The 20,144-nt window shown below is 72.4% G+C and carries 16 protein-coding genes; 11 read left to right on the top strand and 5 right to left on the bottom strand.

Translation table 11 applies throughout. The features are described from left to right. Positions 1 to 264 precede the first annotated feature (264 nt). Positions 265 to 1,167: an alpha/beta fold hydrolase gene (locus IEY91_RS25065; RefSeq protein WP_189175778.1), complete on the top strand. Its 903-nt coding sequence runs from the start codon at positions 265 to 267 to the stop codon at positions 1,165 to 1,167. Next, positions 1,167 to 1,904, top strand: a complete 738-nt coding sequence (locus IEY91_RS25060; RefSeq protein ID WP_189175777.1) for a vWA domain-containing protein — start codon at positions 1,167 to 1,169, stop codon at positions 1,902 to 1,904. The genes IEY91_RS25065 and IEY91_RS25060 overlap by 1 nt, the downstream gene beginning before the upstream one ends. A gap of 7 nt (positions 1,905 to 1,911) precedes the next feature. On the opposite strand, the gene IEY91_RS25055 is transcribed toward IEY91_RS25060, so the two are convergent. Beyond that, positions 1,912 to 2,853 (bottom strand): tyrosine-protein phosphatase, encoded by a 942-nt coding sequence (locus IEY91_RS25055; RefSeq protein ID WP_189175776.1) that lies wholly within the window; start codon positions 2,851 to 2,853, stop codon positions 1,912 to 1,914. A gap of 164 nt (positions 2,854 to 3,017) precedes the next feature. After that, positions 3,018 to 3,554, bottom strand: coding sequence for a MarR family winged helix-turn-helix transcriptional regulator (locus IEY91_RS25050; protein ID WP_189175775.1), 537 nt, complete (start codon positions 3,552 to 3,554; stop codon positions 3,018 to 3,020). Positions 3,555 to 3,702: 148 nt separating this feature from the next. Between IEY91_RS25050 and IEY91_RS25045 the strand changes: the two genes are divergently transcribed. From IEY91_RS25045 to IEY91_RS25030, 4 genes are all read left to right on the top strand, one after another. Next, a complete protein-coding gene (locus IEY91_RS25045) occupies positions 3,703 to 5,199 on the top strand; it encodes an MFS transporter (RefSeq protein ID WP_189175774.1) in 1,497 nt (498 codons plus the stop codon). A 273-nt stretch (positions 5,200 to 5,472) separates the two neighbouring features. After that, positions 5,473 to 5,676 carry a cold-shock protein gene (locus tag IEY91_RS25040; protein WP_055556530.1) on the top strand — a complete coding sequence of 68 codons (204 nt, stop codon included), beginning with the start codon at positions 5,473 to 5,475 and terminating at the stop codon, positions 5,674 to 5,676. A gap of 93 nt (positions 5,677 to 5,769) precedes the next feature. Beyond that, on the top strand, positions 5,770 to 7,407 hold the full coding sequence (locus tag IEY91_RS25035; protein WP_164325876.1) for a DEAD/DEAH box helicase: 1,638 nt from the start codon (positions 5,770 to 5,772) through the stop codon (positions 7,405 to 7,407). 54 nt (positions 7,408 to 7,461) lie between these two features. Beyond that, positions 7,462 to 8,283 (top strand): pentapeptide repeat-containing protein, encoded by an 822-nt coding sequence (locus IEY91_RS25030; RefSeq protein ID WP_189175773.1) that lies wholly within the window; start codon positions 7,462 to 7,464, stop codon positions 8,281 to 8,283. A gap of 27 nt (positions 8,284 to 8,310) precedes the next feature. On the opposite strand, the gene IEY91_RS25025 is transcribed toward IEY91_RS25030, so the two are convergent. Then, positions 8,311 to 9,213 (bottom strand): hypothetical protein, encoded by a 903-nt coding sequence (locus tag IEY91_RS25025; RefSeq protein WP_189175772.1) that lies wholly within the window; start codon positions 9,211 to 9,213, stop codon positions 8,311 to 8,313. A 230-nt stretch (positions 9,214 to 9,443) separates the two neighbouring features. Here IEY91_RS25025 and IEY91_RS25020 point away from each other — a divergent pair, with 230 nt between their 5' ends. The 5 genes from IEY91_RS25020 to IEY91_RS25000 all read left to right on the top strand — a co-directional run bounded on the left by IEY91_RS25020 (position 9,444) and on the right by IEY91_RS25000 (position 16,544). Beyond that, positions 9,444 to 10,256 (top strand): S1 family peptidase, encoded by an 813-nt coding sequence (locus tag IEY91_RS25020; protein ID WP_164325878.1) that lies wholly within the window; start codon positions 9,444 to 9,446, stop codon positions 10,254 to 10,256. Between the two features lie 148 nt (positions 10,257 to 10,404). Next, positions 10,405 to 11,067 carry a response regulator gene (locus IEY91_RS25015; protein WP_189175771.1) on the top strand — a complete coding sequence of 221 codons (663 nt, stop codon included), beginning with the start codon at positions 10,405 to 10,407 and terminating at the stop codon, positions 11,065 to 11,067. After that, positions 11,064 to 12,251 carry a sensor histidine kinase gene (locus IEY91_RS25010; protein ID WP_189175770.1) on the top strand — a complete coding sequence of 396 codons (1,188 nt, stop codon included), beginning with the start codon at positions 11,064 to 11,066 and terminating at the stop codon, positions 12,249 to 12,251. The genes IEY91_RS25015 and IEY91_RS25010 overlap by 4 nt, the downstream gene beginning before the upstream one ends. A 146-nt stretch (positions 12,252 to 12,397) precedes the next feature. Next, positions 12,398 to 13,258, top strand: a complete 861-nt coding sequence (locus IEY91_RS25005) for a calcium-binding protein (RefSeq protein WP_189175769.1) — start codon at positions 12,398 to 12,400, stop codon at positions 13,256 to 13,258. Between the two features lie 166 nt (positions 13,259 to 13,424). Further along, positions 13,425 to 16,544, top strand: coding sequence for an endo-alpha-N-acetylgalactosaminidase family protein (locus tag IEY91_RS25000; RefSeq protein ID WP_189175768.1), 3,120 nt, complete (start codon positions 13,425 to 13,427; stop codon positions 16,542 to 16,544). Positions 16,545 to 16,561: 17 nt separating this feature from the next. Here IEY91_RS25000 and IEY91_RS24995 read toward each other — a convergent pair whose 3' ends face one another. Both IEY91_RS24995 and pepN read right to left on the bottom strand, forming a co-directional pair. After that, entirely contained in the window at positions 16,562 to 17,413 is an 852-nt protein-coding gene (locus IEY91_RS24995) for an SDR family oxidoreductase (RefSeq protein ID WP_164325882.1), read from the bottom strand. A 205-nt stretch (positions 17,414 to 17,618) separates the two neighbouring features. Then, on the bottom strand, positions 17,619 to 20,120 hold the full coding sequence (pepN, locus tag IEY91_RS24990) for an aminopeptidase N (protein WP_189175767.1): 2,502 nt from the start codon (positions 20,118 to 20,120) through the stop codon (positions 17,619 to 17,621). Between the last annotated feature and the right edge of the window lie 24 nt (positions 20,121 to 20,144).

Genomic DNA, 20,144 nt, shown 5'->3' with positions numbered 1-20,144 from the left:
GGGGGGGTGTGTCTGTACGTTGCCGGGGGTGGGCGTCGGTCGCGCTGCGTGCTCGTCCTCAAGCGCCGGACGGGCTGATTCCCTGCCTGCCGTTTCTTGCCGTTCCGGTTGGTGGGGGCTGGGGTTGAGGCGTCGCCGTTCCGGCTGGGGCGGGGGCGGGGCGTCTCGGCTTCGGCCGGGGGCCGGCTTTGCCGGGTGGTGTGTGCGGCAGCTGTGGGGGTGGGTGGTCGGGGGGCGTGGTGGGTGGGGGAGCATGGTGGGGTGATGGATGTGGATGGTGTGTGGGTCGAGGGGTCGGCGGTGGGCGTGCCGCCGGTTACCTATGAGGGGACCTCTCGGGTCGGGCGAGGTGCGGGCGTTGGGCTGCACTACCACGAGGCCGGGCCCGGGGAGCCGGATGCGCCGGTGCTTGTCATGTTGCACGGGGGTGGGCCGGGGGCCAGTGCCTGGTCGGCCTATGGGGCGGGGTTGGGCAGCTTCGCTGCGCGGTTTCGTACGATTCTTGTCGACCAGCCCGGGTTCGGGCGGTCCGGCAAGCCCGAGTTGGACAAGGACTTCTTCTCCTTCGGCGCGGACGCCGTCGCGGGGCTCCTCGACGAACTCGGCGTCGAGAAGGCCCACTTCGCGGGCGCGTCCCTCGGTGGCGGCACCTGCGTACGCATGGCACTCGACCACCCGGACAAGGTCGACCGACTCCTCCTGACCGCACCCGCGGGCCTCGCCCTGAACCTGTTCACCGCCGAGCCGACCGAGGGCGTCAAACGGCTCATCGACTTCAACCTCGCCCCGGAACCGACGCGGCAGCACGTGCGGGCCTTCCTCGCCTCCCTCGTACACGATCCGGAGTTCGTGACCGACGAGCTCGTCGAGGAGCGGTACGCGCAGGCCGTCGACCTCGAGGCCCGGCTCGGCGCGCAGCGCGTCGGCGCCGCCATGGCCAAGTGGCCGCAGGGCGCCATGCTGTGGCGCGAGGCCCACCGGATCGCGCACCCCACGCTCCTGACGTGGGGACGCGAGGACCGGGTCAACCCGGTCGACGGCGCGTTCGTCGCGCTCAAGGCGATGCCCGACGCCCGCCTGCACGTGTTCCCGCGCTGCGGACACCTGGCGTACGTCGAGAAGGCCGCCGAATACCGGCGTCTCGCCGTCGACTTCCTCACCCGCTGATGGGCGCGGCCATCAGTCTGGAGAAGGTGCAGGCGGCGGCGCCCGCGCTGGTCAGTCTCTACAAGGCGGCCGGAGCGCGGCTGCGGGCGCACGGTCTGGAGGGGGAGCGCGCCGCCGTCTACCTGGTCGTCGACCACTCCGGGTCCATGCGGCCGTACTTCACCGACGGCACCGTGCAGGCGCTCGCCGACCGCGTGCTCGGCCTCTCCGCGCATCTGGACGACGACGGCGTCGTACCGGTCGTCTTCTTCTCCACGGACGTGGACGCCGTCGCCGACATCGAACTGGACCGCCACCACGGCCGCATCGACGAACTCGTCGCCGGGCTCGGCCACATGGGGCAGACCAACTACCACGCGGCGATGGACGCGGTGATCGACCACTATCTGGACAGCGGCGCGGACGCGCCCGCGCTCGTCGTCTTCCAGACCGACGGCGCGCCGCAGAGCAGGGCCGCCGCCGAGCGCTATCTGTGCAAGGCCGCCAAGCTGCCGCTGTTCTGGCAGTTCGTCGGGTTCGGCAACCCGAAGAGCCGGCAGTTCGACTATCTGCGGCGGCTCGACGAACTCGCCGTCCCGGACAGGCGCGCCGTCGACAACGCCGGGTTCTTCCACGCCGGGAAGAACCCGCGCAGGCTGTCCGACGACGCCCTGTACGACCGGTTGGTCGGTGAGTTCCCGCAGTGGCTGGCGGCGGCGCGTGAGCGCGGGATCGTGCCGCTGCCGTCCACCGGGTGACGTTCCGTCAACTCACCATCGCACGGCGCAGCTTGAGCAGCGCGCCCGCGTCCAGGCCCAGTCCCTTCGTCAGGTACCCGCCGAAGCTCCCGTACCTCTGCTCCACCTCGGCCAGCGCCGCGTCCAGGTAGTCGGTGCGGACCTCCTGGAGCGGGATCAGCAGGTCGGGGTTCTGCATCATCCCGGTCTGCTTGAGCGTCTCGCGCAGCTTCGCGTCGTACGCGGCGCGGAAGGTGTTGGACGCCAAGTAGTCCTGCACGGCGGTGCGTTCGGGCACGCCCACGGCGCGCAGGAGCACGTACGTCGTCCAGCCGGTGCGGTCCTTGCCCGACGTGCAGTGGTAGAGCAGCGGCGCGGAGGCTCCGCCGGCCGCGATGTCGCGCAGCGTCGCCCCGAACTGCGTACGGTCCGTGGCGTCGGTGACGAACGTGCGGTACACGTCCCGCATGAACGCCTCGGCCCTCCCGCCGCCCAGCATCTCCTCCTGCTTGACCGGGTCCCGGGAGCCGATCACGGTCATGAGCTGCCGGAACAGGCCGTTGTCGGTGACCGGCCGCGGCGTCACGGCGAGACCTGCGGGCAGCCGGTCCGGGCCGTCGTACCCGACCTCCTCCGCGACCCGGAAGTCCACCACCTTCCGCAGACCGAGCCCGGCCACCTTGGCGACGTCCGCGTCCGTGAGCTTGGCCAGCGCGTCCGCCCGGAACACCTTGCCGTGCCGGACCCGCTCGCCGTCGTAGGTGCGGTACCCGCCCACGTCACGGACGTTGACCGCGCCCTGCAGCGGGATCTGCCGGGGCGCTTCCGCCGTGGTGGCGTACGAGGGGTGGGGTGCCGCCGGTGCGGCGTGGGCCGTCGCCGCGGGCGCCGCGCCCAGGACGAGCGCGAGGACCGCGGCCGCGGCCGCCGCCGTACGGGCGCGTGTGCGCGTACGAGTGCTGCTGTGCATGGGGCCGCCCTTTCCGTACCGTCGCCGCCCGACCAAGCGATTGTTTGGTCGGGATCGGGTGGGACGGTAACGACGGCCGCGTGAAGGAGGAAGGCGCGTACGAAGGTTATTTGACGCGTCGTCAATACGGTGGGGGCGGAGGGGGCTCCCGGGGGAAGGTGCCCCTACTGCGAAAGCCGCGCCGCCGCCCCGCGCTGGCGTTCCGCCGCCCCGTTCAGGAAGCGGATGACCGTCTCCAGCTCCTCGACGGTGAACTCCTCGCAGAGTTCCTCGACTTCGTGCGCCCAGTCCGCGAAGACCTCCGCCATGCCCGCCATCTTCTCCATGCGGATCTCCACCAGGACGCGCCGCTTGTCCGTGGGGTGCTTCACGCGGCGTACGTAGCCCTTGGACTCCAGGCGGTCGACGAGGCCCGTCACGGACGCGGGCGCGAGGGCGGTCTCGGTGGCGAGGTCCTTGGCGGTGAGCGGGCCCTTCCGCATGAGCAGGTCGAGCGTCTTGCTCTCGGTGGCGTTCAGGCCCTGCCGGGCGGCGACGGCCGAGTGGAACATCACGGTGACCGCGCTGTTGGCCCGGCCCGCGGCGGACAGGCGCGCCACGACGTCGGCGCGCTCCGGATCCCGCGGCACCCCCTGGCCGGACTCCCGCCCGGACTCCCGCTCCGGCTCCGACGGCTCCTGGGGCGTGCGGCTCTTCGGCATGGGGTGAGCCTAGCAAGAAGTTCGTTCGGTCGAACGAAAGACTTGTGATCACGGCTCGCCCTGTGCAAGTCTTTCGTTAGGCCGAACGAAATAAATCAGAGGCCCACCGCCCACCCCACCGCACGATCCGAGGAGCCCTGGAGCCGACATGACCGCCACCCTGACCACCCCGCCGGCCGACGGCGCCGCCACCGGCGCCCCGCACCCGCGGCGCTGGGCGGCCGCCGCCGTGATGATGGTCGCCGCCCTCATGGACCTGCTCGACGTGACGATCGTGAACGTCGCGATCCCGTCGATCGGGCGGGACCTCGGCGCGTCCGAGAGCGCGCTGCAGTGGATCGTCTCCGCCTATCTGCTGGGCTTCGCCGCCACCCTGATCGTCGCCGGACACCTCGGCGACCGCTACGGCCGCAAGGTCCTCTTCCTCGCGGGCACCGCGGGCTTCGGCCTGGCCAGCCTGGCGTGCGGGATCGCGCAGTCACCGGGACAGCTGGTGGCGGCGCGCGCCGTGCAGGGCGTCATGGCCGCCCTGCTGATGCCGCAGGTGCTCGGCTCCTTCCGCACGCTGTTCCGGGGCAAGGAGCGCGGCACGGCCTTCGGGATGTACGGGGCCGTGGCCGGGTTCGCGGCCGCGATCGGGCTGCTCCTCGGCGGCCTGCTCACCGACGCCGACCTGTTCGGCTGGGGCTGGCGCTCGGTGTTCCTGGTGAACATCCCCGTGGCCGTCGCCACCTTCGTCGCCGGGATCGTCCTCGTGCCCGCCACACGCGAGCGCTCCGCCGGGCGGCCCGACGTACTCGGCAGCCTGGTCCTCGCCGGTGCGCTCGTCGCCGTCGTGCTGCCGCTGGTGCAGGGCCGCGCCAACGGCTGGCCGGTGTGGGGCTGGGTGTGCCTGGGCGCCGGGGTGGCCGCGCTCGCCGGGCTCGGCGTGGTCGAGGGGCGCCGCCGCTCGCACAAGATCGTGCCGCTGCTGCCCGTACGCGCCTTCAAGCTGCCCGCGTTCTCCGTGGGCGTCCTGGTGCAACTCCTGTTCTCCGTCGGCATGCAGGGCTTCTTCCTGGTCTTCGCGATCTGGCTGCAGAGCAGCGAGGGCTACACGCCGATGCAGGCCGGACTCGTCACCGTCGCCTTCTCCGTCGGCGGCTTCCTGACCGCGCCCGCCGCGGACGGGCTCGCCGCGCGCTTCGGGCGGCTCGTGCTCGCCGCCGGGTCGCTGATGATGGCGGGCGGCTTCGCCTGGGTGTGGTCGGCGGTGGCCGACGCGAGCGACGCGCACACCGGGGCCTGGCCGCTGGTGCCGGGGCTCCTGGTGGCGGGCGCGGGGCTCGGCTTCCTGGTCGTGCCGCTGGTGAACGTGGTCCTCTCGGCCGTGCCCGCCGACATCGCGGGCGGGGCGTCCGGCATCTTCTCCACGGCCCAGCAGTTCGGCGGCGCCCTCGGCGCGGCGGCCATCGGGACGGTCTTCTTCAACCATGTACCCTCGGGCCCTGCGGCCGGTGAGCACGGCCCGTCCGGTACACCGACGGGGCTCACGGACGCCCTCGGCGCGGCCATGCCGTGGGTGGTCGCCGGGTTCGCGCTCTGCGCGGTGCTGTGCCTGGCACTGCCGCGGCGGGCGGTGGCACACGCTGAACACGCGGAATGAGGCGCGCGCAGACGCGCGAAGAAGAGGTGTGACCCGGTTCCCACCAGGCCCCCGTTGCCGGGAACCGGGCGCATGTTAGAATCGATCGTTGCAGTTTTGGTACCCATGAACTTTATGTGCGCCTGACGGGATGCTTCCGAGGGCGCATTATTTTGTTTTTCCGGCTCAATACAACGGGCCGGACCCCGGTCTCTCCGGATGGGGGTCCTTGCAGCGCTGGGAGGACCACAATTCCGTGGCTCTCCTTAATCTGCCCCTGTTGAGGAGATTGACATGGCAACTGGAACCGTGAAGTGGTTCAACTCGGAAAAGGGCTTCGGCTTCATCGAGCAGGACGGCGGCGGCCCCGACGTCTTCGCCCACTACTCGAACATCGCCAGCTCCGGCTTCCGTGAGCTCGTCGAGGGTCAGAAGGTCTCCTTCGAGGTGACCCAGGGCCAGAAGGGCCTTCAGGCCGAGAACATCGTTCCCGCCTGATCGTCGCTTCTCGCGAACCTCGCAGCCGGGGCCCGCACCACCACGGTGCGGGTCCCGGCTTGTGTGCTGTCACCGGCCAGGAAGGCTTGCCCCATGAATCGCCCCGACCGTCCCGCGCGCCCCGCCCGCCGGCGCTCATCGAACCCCCGCACGGCAGGCTCGGCCACCAGCGGCACGTCGGGCTCGGCACCCCGTAAGCAGGGGAGCCAGGGCCAGGGCCAGGGCACAGCCGACTCCGGCAGGAACGCCGGGAAGCGGCCGGTGAACGGCGGCGGCCGAGGCGGCCGCAAGACCTCCCGCCCCGCCCCGGCACGCACGGCGCCCGCCGACTTCGCGCTGCCCGAGAGCACCACCCCCGCACTGCCCGCCGTCGAGGCGTTCGGCGACCTCGACATGCCCGAGGCGCTGCTCAAGACCCTCGCCGCGCAGGGCGTCACCACGCCCTTCCCGATCCAGGGCGCCACCCTGCCGAACTCCCTCGCGGGACGTGACGTACTCGGCCGCGGCCGCACCGGCTCCGGCAAGACCCTCGCCTTCGGCCTGGCCGTCCTCGGCCGCACCGCCGGCCGCCGCGCCGAGCCCGGCAAGCCCCTTGCCCTCGTCCTGGTCCCCACGCGTGAGCTCGCGCAGCAGGTCACCGACGCGCTGGCGCCGTACGCCACCTCCGTGAACCTGCGCGTCGCCGCCGTCGTCGGCGGCATGTCCATCAACAAGCAGTCCGCCACGCTGCGCCGCGGCGTCGAGGTCCTCGTGGCCACCCCCGGCCGCCTCAAGGACCTCATCGAACGCGGCGACTGCGCGCTCGGCCAGGTCCGCGTCACCGTCCTCGACGAGGCCGACCAGATGGCCGACATGGGCTTCCTGCCCCAGGTCACCGCGCTGCTCGGGCAGGTGGAGGCGGGGGGCCAGACGATGCTGTTCTCCGCCACCCTCGACCGGAACGTGGACCGGCTCGTCCGCGGCTACCTCAGCGACCCCGTCGTGCACTCCGTCGACCCCTCCGCGGGCGCGGTCAGCACGATGGAGCACCACGTCCTCTACGTCGCCGACGAGACGGACAAGAAGGCCGTCGCCCTGCGCATCGCCGCACGCGAGGGCAACGTCATCCTGTTCCTGCACACCAAGCGCGCCGTGGACCGCTTCACCAAGCGCCTCCTCGCCAACGGTGTGCGCGCCTCCGGGCTGCACGGCGGCCGCTCGCAGCCGCAGCGCAACCGCACCCTGGAGCAGTTCAAGAGCGGCGAGGTCACCGCGCTCGTCGCCACCAACGTGGCCGCCCGCGGCATCCACGTCGACGACCTCGACCTGGTCGTGAACGTCGACCCGCCCGCCGACCACAAGGACTACCTGCACCGCGGCGGCCGCACCGCCCGCGCGGGGGAGTCCGGCCGTGTCGTCACGCTCGTCCTGCCCGACGAGAAGCGCGAGGTGGCCCGCCTGATGTCGGACGCGGGCATCAAGCCCGAGGCCGTCGCGGTCCGCTCGTCCTCCGCGGAACTGGTGACGATCACCGGGGCGCGCGAGCCCTCCGGCGTGCCGGTCGTCGTGGCCCCGCCCGTGCAGGTCGTGGCCCAGCGCAAGGCCCCGTCCGGCGGTTCCCGCGGCGGCGGTTCGCGCGGCGGCAGCGGCGCGCGCACCGGCGGCGCAGGCGCCAACGGCACGGGCGGCGCGGCACGGAGCCGCGGCGGACGTGGCCGGCGTGGCGGCAGGGGCCGCAGCGCGGCTGCGTGAGCCCGGCTGGACGTACACAGACAAGTAGGGCGGCCGGGCCGGAACGGTCCGGCCGTGCGGGGCGCGGAGGGTGATGTGACGGCGGAGTTGCGGGCCGATTGCGGGAGTTGTGCGGGGCTGTGCTGTGTGGCCCTCGCCTTCACCGCCTCGTCGGACTTCGCCGTCGACAAGCGCGTCGGTGAACCCTGCGGCAACCTCAAGCAGGACCACCGCTGCGGCATCCACCGCGATCTGCGGCAGCGCGGGTACAGCGGCTGCACCGTCTACGACTGCTTCGGCGCGGGCCAGAAGGTCACCCAGGAGACCTACGACGGCCAGGGCTGGCGGGACGATCCCGACCGGGCGCGCGAGATGTTCGCCGTCTTCCCCGTCGTACGCCAACTCCACGAACTGCTCTGGTACTTGAGCGAAGCCGTGGAGCTGCCCGCGGCCAAGGGAATGCGCGGCGAGCTGCGCCGCGCCCTCGAAAACGTCGCGCGGCTCGCGGACGGCACCCCGCAGGACATCGCGGCCCTCGACGTCGCCGCTCGCCGCCAGGAGGTCAACGTCCTGCTGCTGCGCGTCGGCGAGTTGGTGCGCGCGCCGCACGGCAAGGGCAAGCGCGACCGGCGCGGCGCCGACCTCATCGGGGCCCGGCTCAAGGGCGCCGACCTTCGCGGGGCGAATCTGCGGGGTAGTTATCTCATCGGTGCCGATCTGCGCGGGGCTGATCTGCGGGGCGCCGAGCTCATCGGGGCGGATTTGCGTGACACGGATCTGCGTGGGGCGGACCTCACTGGGGCCGTCTTTGTCACCCAGACGCAGGTGAACGCCGCCCGTGGCGACGAGGGGACTCGGCTGCCGCCGCGGCTTGCGCGTCCCGCGCACTGGAGCTAGGCGCTTCGCTGGATGTGCCGCTACGGCTCACGTATCGCACTCCAAAACCGTCCCGCACAACCCGCACCGCGCCCTCATGCGGCCCCGTGCCGGTACCCGGATGCGCTGGTGGCAGGTCGGGCAGGGGAAGGACACCCGCAGGGGGCCCGTGCCGTCGGAGTGTGAGAAGGAGTAGGGGCCGGTCGGGCGCGGGCCCGTTGCCGTGCCGTGGTCCTGGGCGTACCGGCGGTCCTTGGCGTAGCGGCGTCGGCCCGCCCAGCCCGCCGCCGTCAGCGGGGGCTGCTGTTCGTCCTGGCGGGCGCGCGCGAGGCCTTTCGTATACGCCGTGTACGCCTGCGGGCTGGTGAACCACGTCTCGGGTGCCTCGCCGAACGCGAGGGCCCGCTTGGCGAGGACGTAACCGAACTCCTCCGGCGTCAGATAGCCGAGCTTCTGCGAGGAGGCACGGTCCTCGCGGTAGGCGTCCAGGAGCAGCCAGCCCGCGCCCAGGTACGTCGTCGCCGTGTCGGTCAGGATCTCGTTGGCGCGCGTGCCGGGGAACGCCAGGTCGAGGCGGTGCAGATAGACATGCATCACCTCGTGCGCGAGGGCCGCGCCGATGTCCCTGCGGTGGGTGCGGAACCGGTCGTTGAGCTCGATGAAGTACTCGGGGCCCGCGGCCAGTTCGACGTACGCCGCGTGCTCCATCTCGCGGAACGACACGATCATGCGGGCGTCCGGCAGGCGCAGGTGCCGCACCATCTCGCGGGCAACGCGCTGTACGCCCAGGTGCAGATCGTCCTGGTCGCAGAAGGCCACGTCGGCCGGGGCGACGCTGGTGTCGAAGGTGTGGACGGTGTCGTACGAGAGCCGTCGGTAGAGCGCGGTGATGGCCGCGTGCACCGTCTCCAGGTGTGGGTAGCCGTGCTCGACGGGGCCGCCGTCCGCCACGCCGTCACCCCCTGGCCGCAGTCCAATTCGTCCCCACTGTACGGGGGTTGTGCGCACCGCTTACCAGCCCCCACGCCGACGGCTGGCCGAAAACCGCCCCTTGTCGCCCGTGAGCGGGCCTCCTCATAATCCAACAACGCTTGGCGGGCTCATGCCAGTCAGTGCTCCGGGGCAGCGCTCCGGAGTGCGCCGGCAGGGGCCCGTCGCGTGCGCAACCCCCCACCACTCCCATGAAGGAGCAGAAGTTGAAGACGAAGTTCCGTGGAGCCAAGAGAGCCGCAGCCCTCGGGGCGATCGCCCTCGGCGTCGCCAGCCTGCAGCCCGTCGCCGCCCAGGCGGCCCCGCACCCCGGCCCGAACCCGGGCGAGCGCGTCGTCGGCGGCGTGAAGGCCAAGCAGGGTGAATTCCCGTTCATGGTCCGGCTTTCGATGGGCTGTGGTGGCTCCCTGCTCAAGCAGGACGTCGTGCTGACCGCCGCGCACTGTGTCGACGGCTCCGGCAACAACACCTCGATCACCGCCACCGGCGGCGTGGTGGACCTGCAGAGCTCCAGCGCCATCAAGGTCAAGTCCACCAAGGTCCTGCAGGCCCCCGGCTACAACGGCAAGGGCAAGGACTGGGCGCTCATCAAGCTCGCCAAGAAGATCAACCAGCCCACGCTGAAGATCGCCACCACGACGAAGTACAACAACGGCGACTTCACCGTCGCCGGCTGGGGTGCCGACCGCGAGGGCGGCGCGCAGCAGCGCTACCTGCTCAAGGCCACGGTCCCGTTCGTCAGCGACGCCGCCTGCCAGTCCGCGTACAGCGGCGACATCATCCCCGGCGAGGAGATATGCGCCGGCAAGCTCAACGTGGGTGGCGTCGACACCTGCCAGGGCGACTCCGGTGGCCCCATGTTCCGCAAGGACGAGGCCGGTGCCTACATCCAGGTCGGCATCGTGAGCTGGGGCAACGGCTGTGCCCGCCCGAAGTTCCCCGGTGTCTACACCGAGGTGTCGACCTTCGCGGCCGACATCACCAAGCACGCCAACCAGCTCTGACGCGCACCAGCGCCGACGCACACCTGATCTGACGCACGCCTGAGGGGCGGGGCCGGGGCAGCGATGACCCGGCCCCGTTTCGTATGCCCCCATATGGGACACTCGGGGGCGTACGAGACAGGCTTCGGGCACGGGCGGGCGGCAGCACATGGCGATCACGGTGGTCATCGCGGACGACCAGGACATGGTCCGCACCGGCTTCCGCATGATCCTGGAGAGCCAGCCCGACATCGAGGTCCTCGCCGACGTCACCGACGGCGAGGCAGCCCTCGCCGCCGTCGCGCGCCACGACCCGGACGTGCTGCTCCTCGACATCCGCATGCCGCGCCTCGACGGCCTCGAAGTCACCCGCCGCCTGGCCGCCCGCGCCGGAGTGCGGCCCCGCGTCGTCATCGTCACCACCTTCGACCTCGACGAATACGTGCACGCCGCACTGGGCGCCGGAGCCAGCGGCTTCCTGCTGAAGAACGCCAGCCCCGCCATGCTGGTGGAGGCCGTGCGCGCCGCGGCCGTCGGCGACGCCCTCGTCTCGCCCGCCATCACCGTGCGGCTGCTGCGGGAACTGGCCTCCGGCCCTGCCTCCGGACGCGGCGACCGCGCCCCCTCCGAACCCCTCACCCACCGCGAGCAGGACGTCGTACGCGCCCTCGCCCGCGGCCGCACCAACAACGAGATCGCCGCCGAACTCTTCGTCTCCCTGTCCACGGTCAAGTCCCACCTCGCCAACGTCCAGGCCAAGCTCGACGCCAGGAACCGCGTCGAGATCGCCGCCTGGGCCTGGGAGACCGGCCTGGCCACCCGCACGCCGTGACCGCCGAGATCCTCGACCGGTACGCGCGCCTGCTCGACCGGCACCCCGCGCGCCGCACCGCCGCCCACCTGCTGCTCGCCGCAGTCCTCGTCCTCCTCGTCACCGTCGAGGGCCTCACCCTCGCCCGCCAGCCCACCGGGCCGCGCGCCGCCGTATGGACCGCGGGCATCCTCTGCTGCCTGTGCGCCGTGCCCTGGGCGCGGCTGCCGCTGACCCCGCGCGCCTGGCTCGCCGCCGGTGTCTCCTGGGCGGCCACGCTGTACGTGTTCGTCAGCGCGCGGCCGCAGATCGTCTGGGGCATGGGCGAGGCCATCGCGCTGCTCGTGCTGCTCACCGGCGTCCTGCTGCGGCTGCCCGCACGCCGCGCCGCCGTCCTCGGCCCGCTGCTCGCCCTGGCCTGCGTGGCCGCGCCGGTGCGGGACGCCTCACCGGGCCGCTTCACGCTGCTGTTCTCCGCGCTCGCCGCGGTGGTCAGCGCGTTCTCGCTGCTCCTTCGCGCCCAGCAGGCCCAGCGCGTGCGCGATGTCGCGGCCGTGCGCGCCGCCGAGCGCCTCGAACTCGCCCGTGAGCTGCACGATCTCGTGGCCCACCACGTCACCGGCATCGTCGTGCAGGCTCGCGCCGCCTCCTTCACCGCGGTCGGCGCCGACGCCGCGGCCGGCACCTTCGGCCGCATCGCCGACGCGGGCGACGAGGCGCTCGGCGCGATGCGCCGTCTGGTGCGGGTGCTGCGCGAGGGCGAGGCCCGCACCGTGCCGGTCGCCGGGCTCGCCGAACTGCGGGAGCTCGCCGAGACGTTCACCGTCACCGGGCCACCGGTCACTGTCCATGTGGAACGCGGCCTTCAGGAGCGGCTTCCGGCCGATCTCGCCGCGACCGCCCACCACATCGTGCGCGAGGCGCTGACCAACGTACGCAAGCACGCCTCCGGCGCGACCGCGGTGCGCGTCGGCGTGCGGGTCGTCGAGGGCGGGCTTGAGGTCCGGGTCGCGGACGACGGCAGGCAGTCGGCCGGGTCGGGCCCGGGGGCGGGCGAACGGCACGGTGAGCGGGGCGGGTTCGGGCTCGCCGGTCTGGAGGAGCGCGCCACGGCGCTCGGCGGCACGCTGACGGCGGGCCCTGGCACGGAGGGCGGCTGGGAGGTGCGGGCCGTACTGCCGTACGGGCAGGGGGCGGCGGGGTAGGGGGCTGCGAGGTAGGAGCGGACTGCCTCCCCGGCTGTTGAACCTCGGGTGAACAAGTGGCCCCCCGGTACAACGGGCGCGCCCGCCGCAGGTCCAACAGGTGTCAGTAAAAAGAACGTTCTACCGTCCGCCCAGGAGGTACGACCATGCCGACCGCCCGGCACCGCACCCGCCGCACCCGCCCGCTCGGGCTCGCCACCGCCCTCGCCTGCGCCGCGGGCATCGGCACCGCCACCCTCACCGCCGCACCCGCCGCCACCGCGGCCCCCGCCCCCACGACCGCCCAGGTCAAGCCCGACCTGAAGGTGCACTACACCGCCGCCGCGGGCCAGGCCAACGACGTGACCATCACGTACAAATTCCGCGACGACGGCTCCCACAGCGGCCTGTACGACTTCACCCTCGACGACCGCGTGCCCCTCACCGCGGGCGCGGGCTGCGCGCACCCCGACCGGGCCGACCGCACCAAGGTCGTCTGCACCGTGCCGCCGCCCGGCGACAGCGCCTCCGACCTGGAGAAACTCGTCGCCGACACCGGCGACGGCAACGACCGGATCACCGTCGACCCCGGCAACAACGCCTACCTCACCCTGCACGGCGGCAAGGGCGACGACACCCTCAAGGCCAACGGCTACGTCACGATCCACGGCGACGCGGGCGCCGACCGCACCACCGGAGGCGGCGGCGCCTGGGGCGAGGGCGCCTTCGGCGGCGCGGGCGACGACACCATGACCGGCTGCGCCTCGGCCTGCGAAGGCGGCACCGGAAACGACACCCTCACCGGCACCGACCGCCCCAACTCCCTTGCCGGGGGCGACGGAAACGACACCGTGCGCGGCAAGGCGGGCAAGGACGACATCCGCGGCGGCCGCGGCGACGACAAGTTGCACGGCGACCGCAGCGACGACACCGTCTTCGGCAACAGCGGCAACGACCTGCTGCGCGGCGGCGCGGGCAACGACAAGCTGTCCGGCGGCCCCGGCAGGGACGACGTCCGCCAGAACTAGCAGCAGAACCAGCAGCCGGGGCGACGGCCGTCCCGGACGGTTAGTCCAACACCTCTCCCACCTTTGTCCATGGGCGCCCTCGTCCCGTGCGGCGCATCGTGACCGTCACGAATTCCGTTCCTGTGACGGACCCCGTCACGAGTTCCGTCCCACGGAGGGTGTGTTCATGCTGCCGTCACAGACGTCGGGTTCCGCTTCAGGGCCGAGCCGCAGAGCCGTGGTCGCCTCGGGAGCGATCGCAGGGATAGGGGCCGCTGTCGGTGCCGGTAGTGGCACCGCGTACGCGGCCCCGTCCGCCTCGTCCGCCGCCGAGCCCGCGGCGGACGAGGCGATCCTGCGCTCCTCGGCCCTCGAAGTGCGCGTCGCCACCGGCTTCCCGCGGATCGTGTCGTACACCGACCGCTCCAGCCGCGCCGTCCTGCACGGACAGTCCGACCCCGTCACCACCCTCCTCGTCGACGAGAAGGAACACACGCCCAAGGTCACCGCGACCGTCCGCGGCGACCGCGCCACGTACACCCTGACCCTCGACGGCGGCACCCGCATCGACGTGGAGATCGCCGTCAAGGGCCGCCAGGCGCACTGGCGCGTCACGAAGATCGCCGACACCGCCGCGCTGCGCGTCGGCACCCTCCGCGTGCCCGGCCTCGCCCTGCTCAGTGTCCGCAGCGACCAGCCCGGCGCCGCGCTGCTCGGCGCCAAGGTGCAGCTCGACAAGGCCAAGAGCGGCGACACCCTGGTGAAGCTCGCGGCGGACACCCCCGCCGAGGCGGCCAGCGGCTGCGCGTACGCGGTGCTCGCGCACGACAAGCTGGGCGGCGCGATCGAGACCAACACCGGCTACGACAAGCCCACGGCGGAGACCAACTGGGAGAACGGCCGCCTGTGGCGCCAGACCGTCCGCAAGGACGGATACACCGAGGCGCGGCTCACCCCCGGCCAGTGGACGCACCGCGCCGCGACATCCCCGGTCGACGCCACCGAGCCGCTGCCGTACGCGACGGTCGTGATCACCGGTGACCGCAACGGCGACGGCAAGGTCGACTGGCAGGACGCAGCGATCGCCTTCCGCGACATCATGGTCACCCCGCTCGGCGCCGACGAACAGCACCTGCGGGTCGTCCCGCACATCCCCTTCAACTTCGCCTCGCAGGCCACCAACCCGTTCCTGGCGACGCTCGACGAGGTCAAGCGCGTCCACCTGGCCACCGACGGGCTGCGCCAGTACACCCTCCTCAAGGGCTACCAGTCCGAGGGCCACGACTCCGCGCACCCCGACTACGCGGGCAACTACAACACCCGCGCGGGCGGCCTCGACGACCTCAACACCCTGGTGCGCGAGGGCGCCAAGTGGAACAGCGACTTCAGCGTGCACGTCAACGCCACCGAGTCTTACCCCGTGGCGAACGCGTTCTCCGACAAGCTCGTCGACAAGAGCAACGAGCAGTGGGACTGGCTCGACCAGAGCTACCGCATCGACCAGCGCCGCGACCTGGTCTCCGGCGACATCGTGCGCCGCTTCGCCGACCTGCGCCGCGACGCGCACCCCGCCCTCAACACCCTCTACATCGACGTGTTCCGCGAGTCCGGCTGGACCTCCGACCGCCTCCAGCGCACCCTGCGCGACCAGGGCTGGATGGTCACCAGCGAATGGGGCCACGGCTTCGAACGCTCGGCGCTGTGGTCGCACTGGGCGACGGAGACGGAGTACGGCCCCGACTCCTCGCGCGGCATCAACTCCCAGCTGATCCGCTTCATCCGCAACCACCAGAAGGACGTCTTCGCCGACAAGTGGCCCACCCTCCTCGGCATCCCCCGCATGGGCAACTACGAGGGCTGGACCGGCAAGACCGACTGGACGGCGTTCTACGACCTGATCTGGACGCACGCGCTGCCCGCCAAGTACCTCCAGGCGCAGCCCGTCAAGTCCTGGACCGAGCACGAGATCACGTTCTTCGGCGCCGGCGCCACCTCCGTCTCCGACGCCGACGGCGGCAAGCGCCGCATCACCACCGACGGCCGCCTCGTCTACGACGACGGCAGCTACCTGCTGCCCTGGGAACCCCGCAAGGCCACCGACCCCGCGAAGCTCTACCACTACAACCCGCGGGGCGGAAAGGGTAGTTGGGCCCTGCCGCGCGGCTGGGCGTCCGCCCGCAGGGTCGCGCTGTACCGGCTCACCGACCAGGGCCGCGCCTTCGTCGCCGACGTACCCGTACGCGACGGGAAGATCACCCTCGACGCCGCCGCCAAGCAGCCCTACGTCGTCTACCGCACCCGCGTCCGGCGCGCCGCACCCGACCCCGACTGGGGCCAGGGCACCGCCCTTCGCGAGCCCGGCTTCCACTCCGGCACCCTGGACGCCTGGCAGGTCAGCGGCCCCGCCACCGTCGAACGCAGCAAGCTCGGCGACCACGAACTCGTCGTCGCCGGGGGCGGCGCTGCCTCGGTCAGCCAGCGCCTGCGCCGCCTCAAGCCGGGCGCGTACGCCGCGTCCGTGCAGGTCGAGGTGGGGGAGCAGGCCGGACAGCGGCGCAAGGCCACCCTGGAGGTGCGCACCGCCGACGGCGTCACCGCCGCCAACTGGACGCACACCTCCACCGCCGGCAACCACGTCGCCGCCGACCGCAAGCACGGCACCCGCTTCCAGCGCCTGTTCACCTACTTCACGGTGCCCGAGGGCGGCGGCCCGGTGCGGCTCGCGCTGCGGGCCGAGGCGGGCCAGGCGCGGGTGCGGTTCGACAACGTGCGCGTCGTCGCCGTCGCACGGCAGCCGGAGCCCGGCCGTGGCGTGCTCGCCCACGAGGACTTCGAGGACGTGCCGCAGGGCTGGGGCCCGTTCGTGAAGGGCGACGCCGGGGGCGCCACCGACCCCCGCACCCACATCGCCCAGCGGCACGCCCCGTACACCCAGCGCGGCTGGAACGGCAAGGCCGTCGACGACGTCGTGGACGGCTCGCAGTCGCTCAAGTCCCGCGGTGAGAACGACGGCCTCGTGTACCGGACCGTGCCGGGCACCGTCCGCTTCGCGGCGGGCAAGCGCTACCGGGTGTCGTTCCGGTACGAGAACGAGAAGGCCGGGCAGTACGCCTGGGTGACCGCCGTCGACGAGCCCGGTGCCCGCGAACTCACCCGCGAGGCCCTGCCCGTGGCCACCGCCCCCACCCTGTTCTCGTACGAGTTCACCGCTCCCGGCGAGGGCGAGGCGTGGGTCGGCCTCCGCAAGGTCGGCGACGACGGGAAGGCGGAGTTCGTCCTCGACGCGTTCGAGGTGCGGGAGGCCTAGGTCCTGCCGGACAAGGCTCAGGCGCCCCGGAAGTCGTCCGCGTGGTCCTGCGCCCACTGCTCGAACGTCCGCCCCGGGCCGCCGGTGACGTCCGCCACCGTCGTCGTCAGGTCCGGCTCGGAGTCGACGGCCGCGCCGAACGACTCCAGGAGCGCGGGCAGCACCCCCGGCGGGACGTGCGGGAACATGTCCGCGGTCACCTCGTGCGCCGGGATCTCCACCACCGTGAGATCCCGGCCGAGCGCCCTGCCCACGGCCAGGATCTGCTCCTCGGCGGTCACGGCCGTCGGCCCGGTGAGGCTGAGGACGGCCCCTGCGTGCTTCTCCGGATCGCGCAGGGCGACCGCGGCGACCGCCGCGATGTCGGCCTCGTGGATGGGCGACGTCACGGACTGCAGGAACGGCCAGCGCACGGTGTCCCCGGCGCGGAACTGCGGCACCCACTGCAGGGAGTTGGTGCTGAACGCGCCGGGCCGCAGGAACGTCCAGCCCAGGCCGCTGTCACGGACCTGCTGCTCAAGACGGGCGTGCATGACGTGGATCGGGTGCTCGGCGGCGCCGTCGTCGTCGAGGATGATCGACGAAAGGACGACGACATGCCGTACGCCGGCCTCCCGCGCCGCCGCGAGCAGCTCCGCGGTGTGCTCGCCGCCCGCCGCCACATGCAGGAACAGCGCGGTCGCGCCCGCGAACTGGGCGGCCATCGCGGCGGGTTCGGCCACCGAGGCGAAGCGGACCACCTCTGCGCCCGCGGGCAGACCGGCACGCGTGGGGTCACGGGTCAGGGCCCGTACGGGAACTTGGTCGGCGGTGAGCTGGGTGACGAGGGCGCGGCCCACGTTTCCGGTGGCACCGGTCACGACGATCACTAGGGACTCCTTGCGGTCGGGACGGCGCCGGGCCGGGAGCGGTCGCCCCCGGCCCGGCGTTCGTCACGATCGACCCTAGGCAGCGGACCGTGTCCGCCGGATCGTCACCAGGAACTAGATCGCCCGCGACGCCCTAGGTCAGAGGCCCTAAGCCCTCCGCCCCAGGCCTCGACCCAGGTCCGACCCGGGCCCTCGGCCACCGCCCTCACCCCTGCGCGGCCTTGCCCCGCACCCGCAACGCCCGCTCCAGGTCGTCGAGTTGGTCCGCGAGACGGCGACGGAGCGCGGGCAGCACATCGGTGCGCTCCAGGCAGCGCTCACCGAGCCGCAGCGTCTCCTCGTCGACCGCGAACAGCGGGAACGCGTGCCGCCCCGCCGCCTCCGCCATCGCGGGCCCCCGCCGCTCCGCGAGCGCCACGGAATCCTCGAAGTAGCGCGCCACATAAGGCCGTACGAGCTCGTCCTGCTCGGGCTGCCAGAAACCCTGGGCGGTGGCCGTGAACAGATAGTTGGACAGCTCGTCGGACCCGAACATCGCCTCCCAGGCACGCGACTTGGCGCCCGCGTCCGGCAGTGCGGCCCGGCAGCGCGCGGCGCCCTCCTGGCCCGTCGCGCTCGGGTCGCGGCGCAGCTCGGCGGCGATGGCCCCCTCGTCCGTCGCGTCGAGCACGGCGAGCCGCGCGAGCACACGCCAGCGCAGCTCCGGGTCCAGCTCGGGCCCGCCCGGCACCGCGCCCTGCGACAGCCAGGTCGCCAGCGGCTCCGGCTGCGCCGCGGCGTCGATGAGCGCGCGCACCGCGATGAGCCGCAGGCCCGGCTGCGAACCGTCCTCCGTACGCCGGATCACGTCGTGGCACAGCGCGTCCAGCGTCGACAGAGCGGCGGCGCGGCCCTCCTGCGGGGTGTAGCGCCCGGTGACGACCGACCCGGCGAACGTGAGGACACCCGAGACGACCGCGAGGTCGCTCTCCGCGGGCAGATGAGCCCGCGCCGCCTCCAGATACGCGCCGGGCGCCAGATCGCCGTCGCGCACCATGTCGCGCAGCGCGTTCCACAGCACGGCCCGGGTCAGCGCGTCCGGCACCCCGGACAACGACGCGAGAACGGTCGCCTGCGACACCTCGTCGAGACGGATCTTGGCGTACGTCAGGTCCTGGTCGTTGGGCACGACCAGCGCGGGCCGGCCACCGTCGCGCGCCGCGCCCTCGCGCTGCGGCACGTCCGTCTCGTACCGCTCACGCAGCACCAGCGCCCGCCCGTCGGACAGATCACGGTCGTACACCCCCACCGCGACCCGGTGCGGACGGCTCCCGTCGTGCTCCAGCGCCAGGGTCCACTCGCGCCCGCTGTGCGCCACCGACGGCGTGAACGTGTCCACACCCGTCGTACGCAGCCACGCCTGCGCCCAGCCGTGCACGTCGCGGTCCGTGGCGGAGGCCAGGTTGTCGATGAAGTCGGCGAGGGTGGCGTTGGCGAACTTGTGCCGCGCGAAGTGCGCGTTGATGCCCGCGAGGAAGTCCTTCTCGCCGAGCCAGGCCACGAGCTGGCGCAGCGCGCTCGCGCCCTTGGCGTACGAGATGCCGTCGAAGTTGAGCATCGCGGACGCGGTGTCGGGGACGGCGTCCGGGTCAGGGGCCACGGGGTGCGTGGACGGGCGCTGGTCCGCGTCGTAACCCCACGACTTGCGGGCCACACCGAAGTCGACCCACGTGTCCGTGAAGCGCGTCGCCTCGGTGAGGGTCTGGTAGCCCATGTACTCCGCGAACGACTCGTTCAGCCAGATGTCGTCCCACCACCGCAGCGTCACCAGGTCGCCGAACCACATGTGCGCCATCTCGTGCGCCACGACCATCGCGCGCGTCTGCCGCTGGGTGTCGGTGACCGCGGACCGGAACACGTACTCGTCGCGGAAGGTCACCAGACCCGGGTTCTCCATCGCGCCCGCGTTGAACTCCGGGACGAACGCCTGGTCGTAGGAGTCGAAGGGGTAGGGCTCGGTGAACTTCTCGTGGTAGCGGTCGAAGCAGGCCCGCGTGATGTCCAGGAGCTCCTCGGCGTCCGCGTCCAGATACGGAGCAAGCGAACGACGGCAGTGGATGCCGAAGGGCAGCCCGCGGTGCTCGGTACGCACCGAGTGCCAGGGCCCCGCCGCGACCGCCACGAGGTACGTGGACAGCGGGGGCGTGGGCGCCGCCCGCCAGCGGCCCTCGCCCAGGTGCTCGGTGACGCCGTTCGCCAGGACCGTCCAGCCCTTGGGCGCGGTGACCGTCAGTGCGAACTCCGACTTCAGGTCGGGCTGGTCGAAGGCCGCGAACACGCGCTGCACGTCGTCCATGAACAACTGCGTGTAGACGTACGCCTCGCCGTCCGTGGGGTCGGTGAAGCGGTGCATGCCCTCGCCGGTACGGGAGTAGCGCATCGCCGCGTCCACGCGCAGCTCGTGCTCGCCCGCCGTCAGACCGAGCAGCGCGAGCCGGTTGTCCTCAAGGCCCGCCGGGTCGAGCGGGGTGCCGTCCAGCGTGACCGAGCGCAGATGGGCGGGCTTCAGCTCGACGAAGGTGTCGCCGTCCGCGGCGGCCGTGAACGTGATCACCGTGCGGGAGTCGAAGGTCTCCTCACCGGTGGTGAGATCAAGGGCGATCTCGTACCGCCGGACGTCGAGGAGCTGGGCTCGGGTCTGCGCTTCGTCGCGCGTGAGTACGGACATCTGGCCATGGTGCCTGATCTGGCG

It is taken from the genome of Streptomyces lasiicapitis, from assembly GCF_014646335.1.
Classification (GTDB): Bacteria; Actinomycetota; Actinomycetes; order Streptomycetales; family Streptomycetaceae; genus Streptomyces; species Streptomyces lasiicapitis.
The sequence above is the reverse complement of the archived record's forward strand: the minus strand, read 5'-3'. Positions and strand labels throughout refer to the sequence as shown.

Excerpts from the sequence above, each read along its gene's own strand:
- IEY91_RS25050 (WP_189175775.1), bottom strand. The coding sequence starts at position 3,554 with ATGCCGAAGAGCCGCACGCCCCAGGAGCCGTCGGAGCCGGAGCGGGAG.
- IEY91_RS25040 (WP_055556530.1), top strand. The coding sequence starts at position 5,473 with ATGGCAACTGGAACCGTGAAGTGGTTCAACTCGGAAAAGGGCTTCGGC.
- IEY91_RS25045 (WP_189175774.1), top strand. The coding sequence starts at position 3,703 with ATGACCGCCACCCTGACCACCCCGCCGGCCGACGGCGCCGCCACCGGC.
- IEY91_RS25065 (WP_189175778.1), top strand. The coding sequence starts at position 265 with ATGGATGTGGATGGTGTGTGGGTCGAGGGGTCGGCGGTGGGCGTGCCG.
- IEY91_RS25005 (WP_189175769.1), top strand. The coding sequence starts at position 12,398 with ATGCCGACCGCCCGGCACCGCACCCGCCGCACCCGCCCGCTCGGGCTC.
- IEY91_RS25015 (WP_189175771.1), top strand. The coding sequence starts at position 10,405 with ATGGCGATCACGGTGGTCATCGCGGACGACCAGGACATGGTCCGCACC.
- IEY91_RS25060 (WP_189175777.1), top strand. The coding sequence starts at position 1,167 with ATGGGCGCGGCCATCAGTCTGGAGAAGGTGCAGGCGGCGGCGCCCGCG.
- IEY91_RS25035 (WP_164325876.1), top strand. The coding sequence starts at position 5,770 with ATGAATCGCCCCGACCGTCCCGCGCGCCCCGCCCGCCGGCGCTCATCG.
- IEY91_RS25055 (WP_189175776.1), bottom strand. The coding sequence starts at position 2,853 with ATGCACAGCAGCACTCGTACGCGCACACGCGCCCGTACGGCGGCGGCC.
- IEY91_RS25020 (WP_164325878.1), top strand. The coding sequence starts at position 9,444 with ATGAAGGAGCAGAAGTTGAAGACGAAGTTCCGTGGAGCCAAGAGAGCC.
- IEY91_RS25000 (WP_189175768.1), top strand. The coding sequence starts at position 13,425 with ATGCTGCCGTCACAGACGTCGGGTTCCGCTTCAGGGCCGAGCCGCAGA.
- pepN (WP_189175767.1), bottom strand. The coding sequence starts at position 20,120 with ATGTCCGTACTCACGCGCGACGAAGCGCAGACCCGAGCCCAGCTCCTC.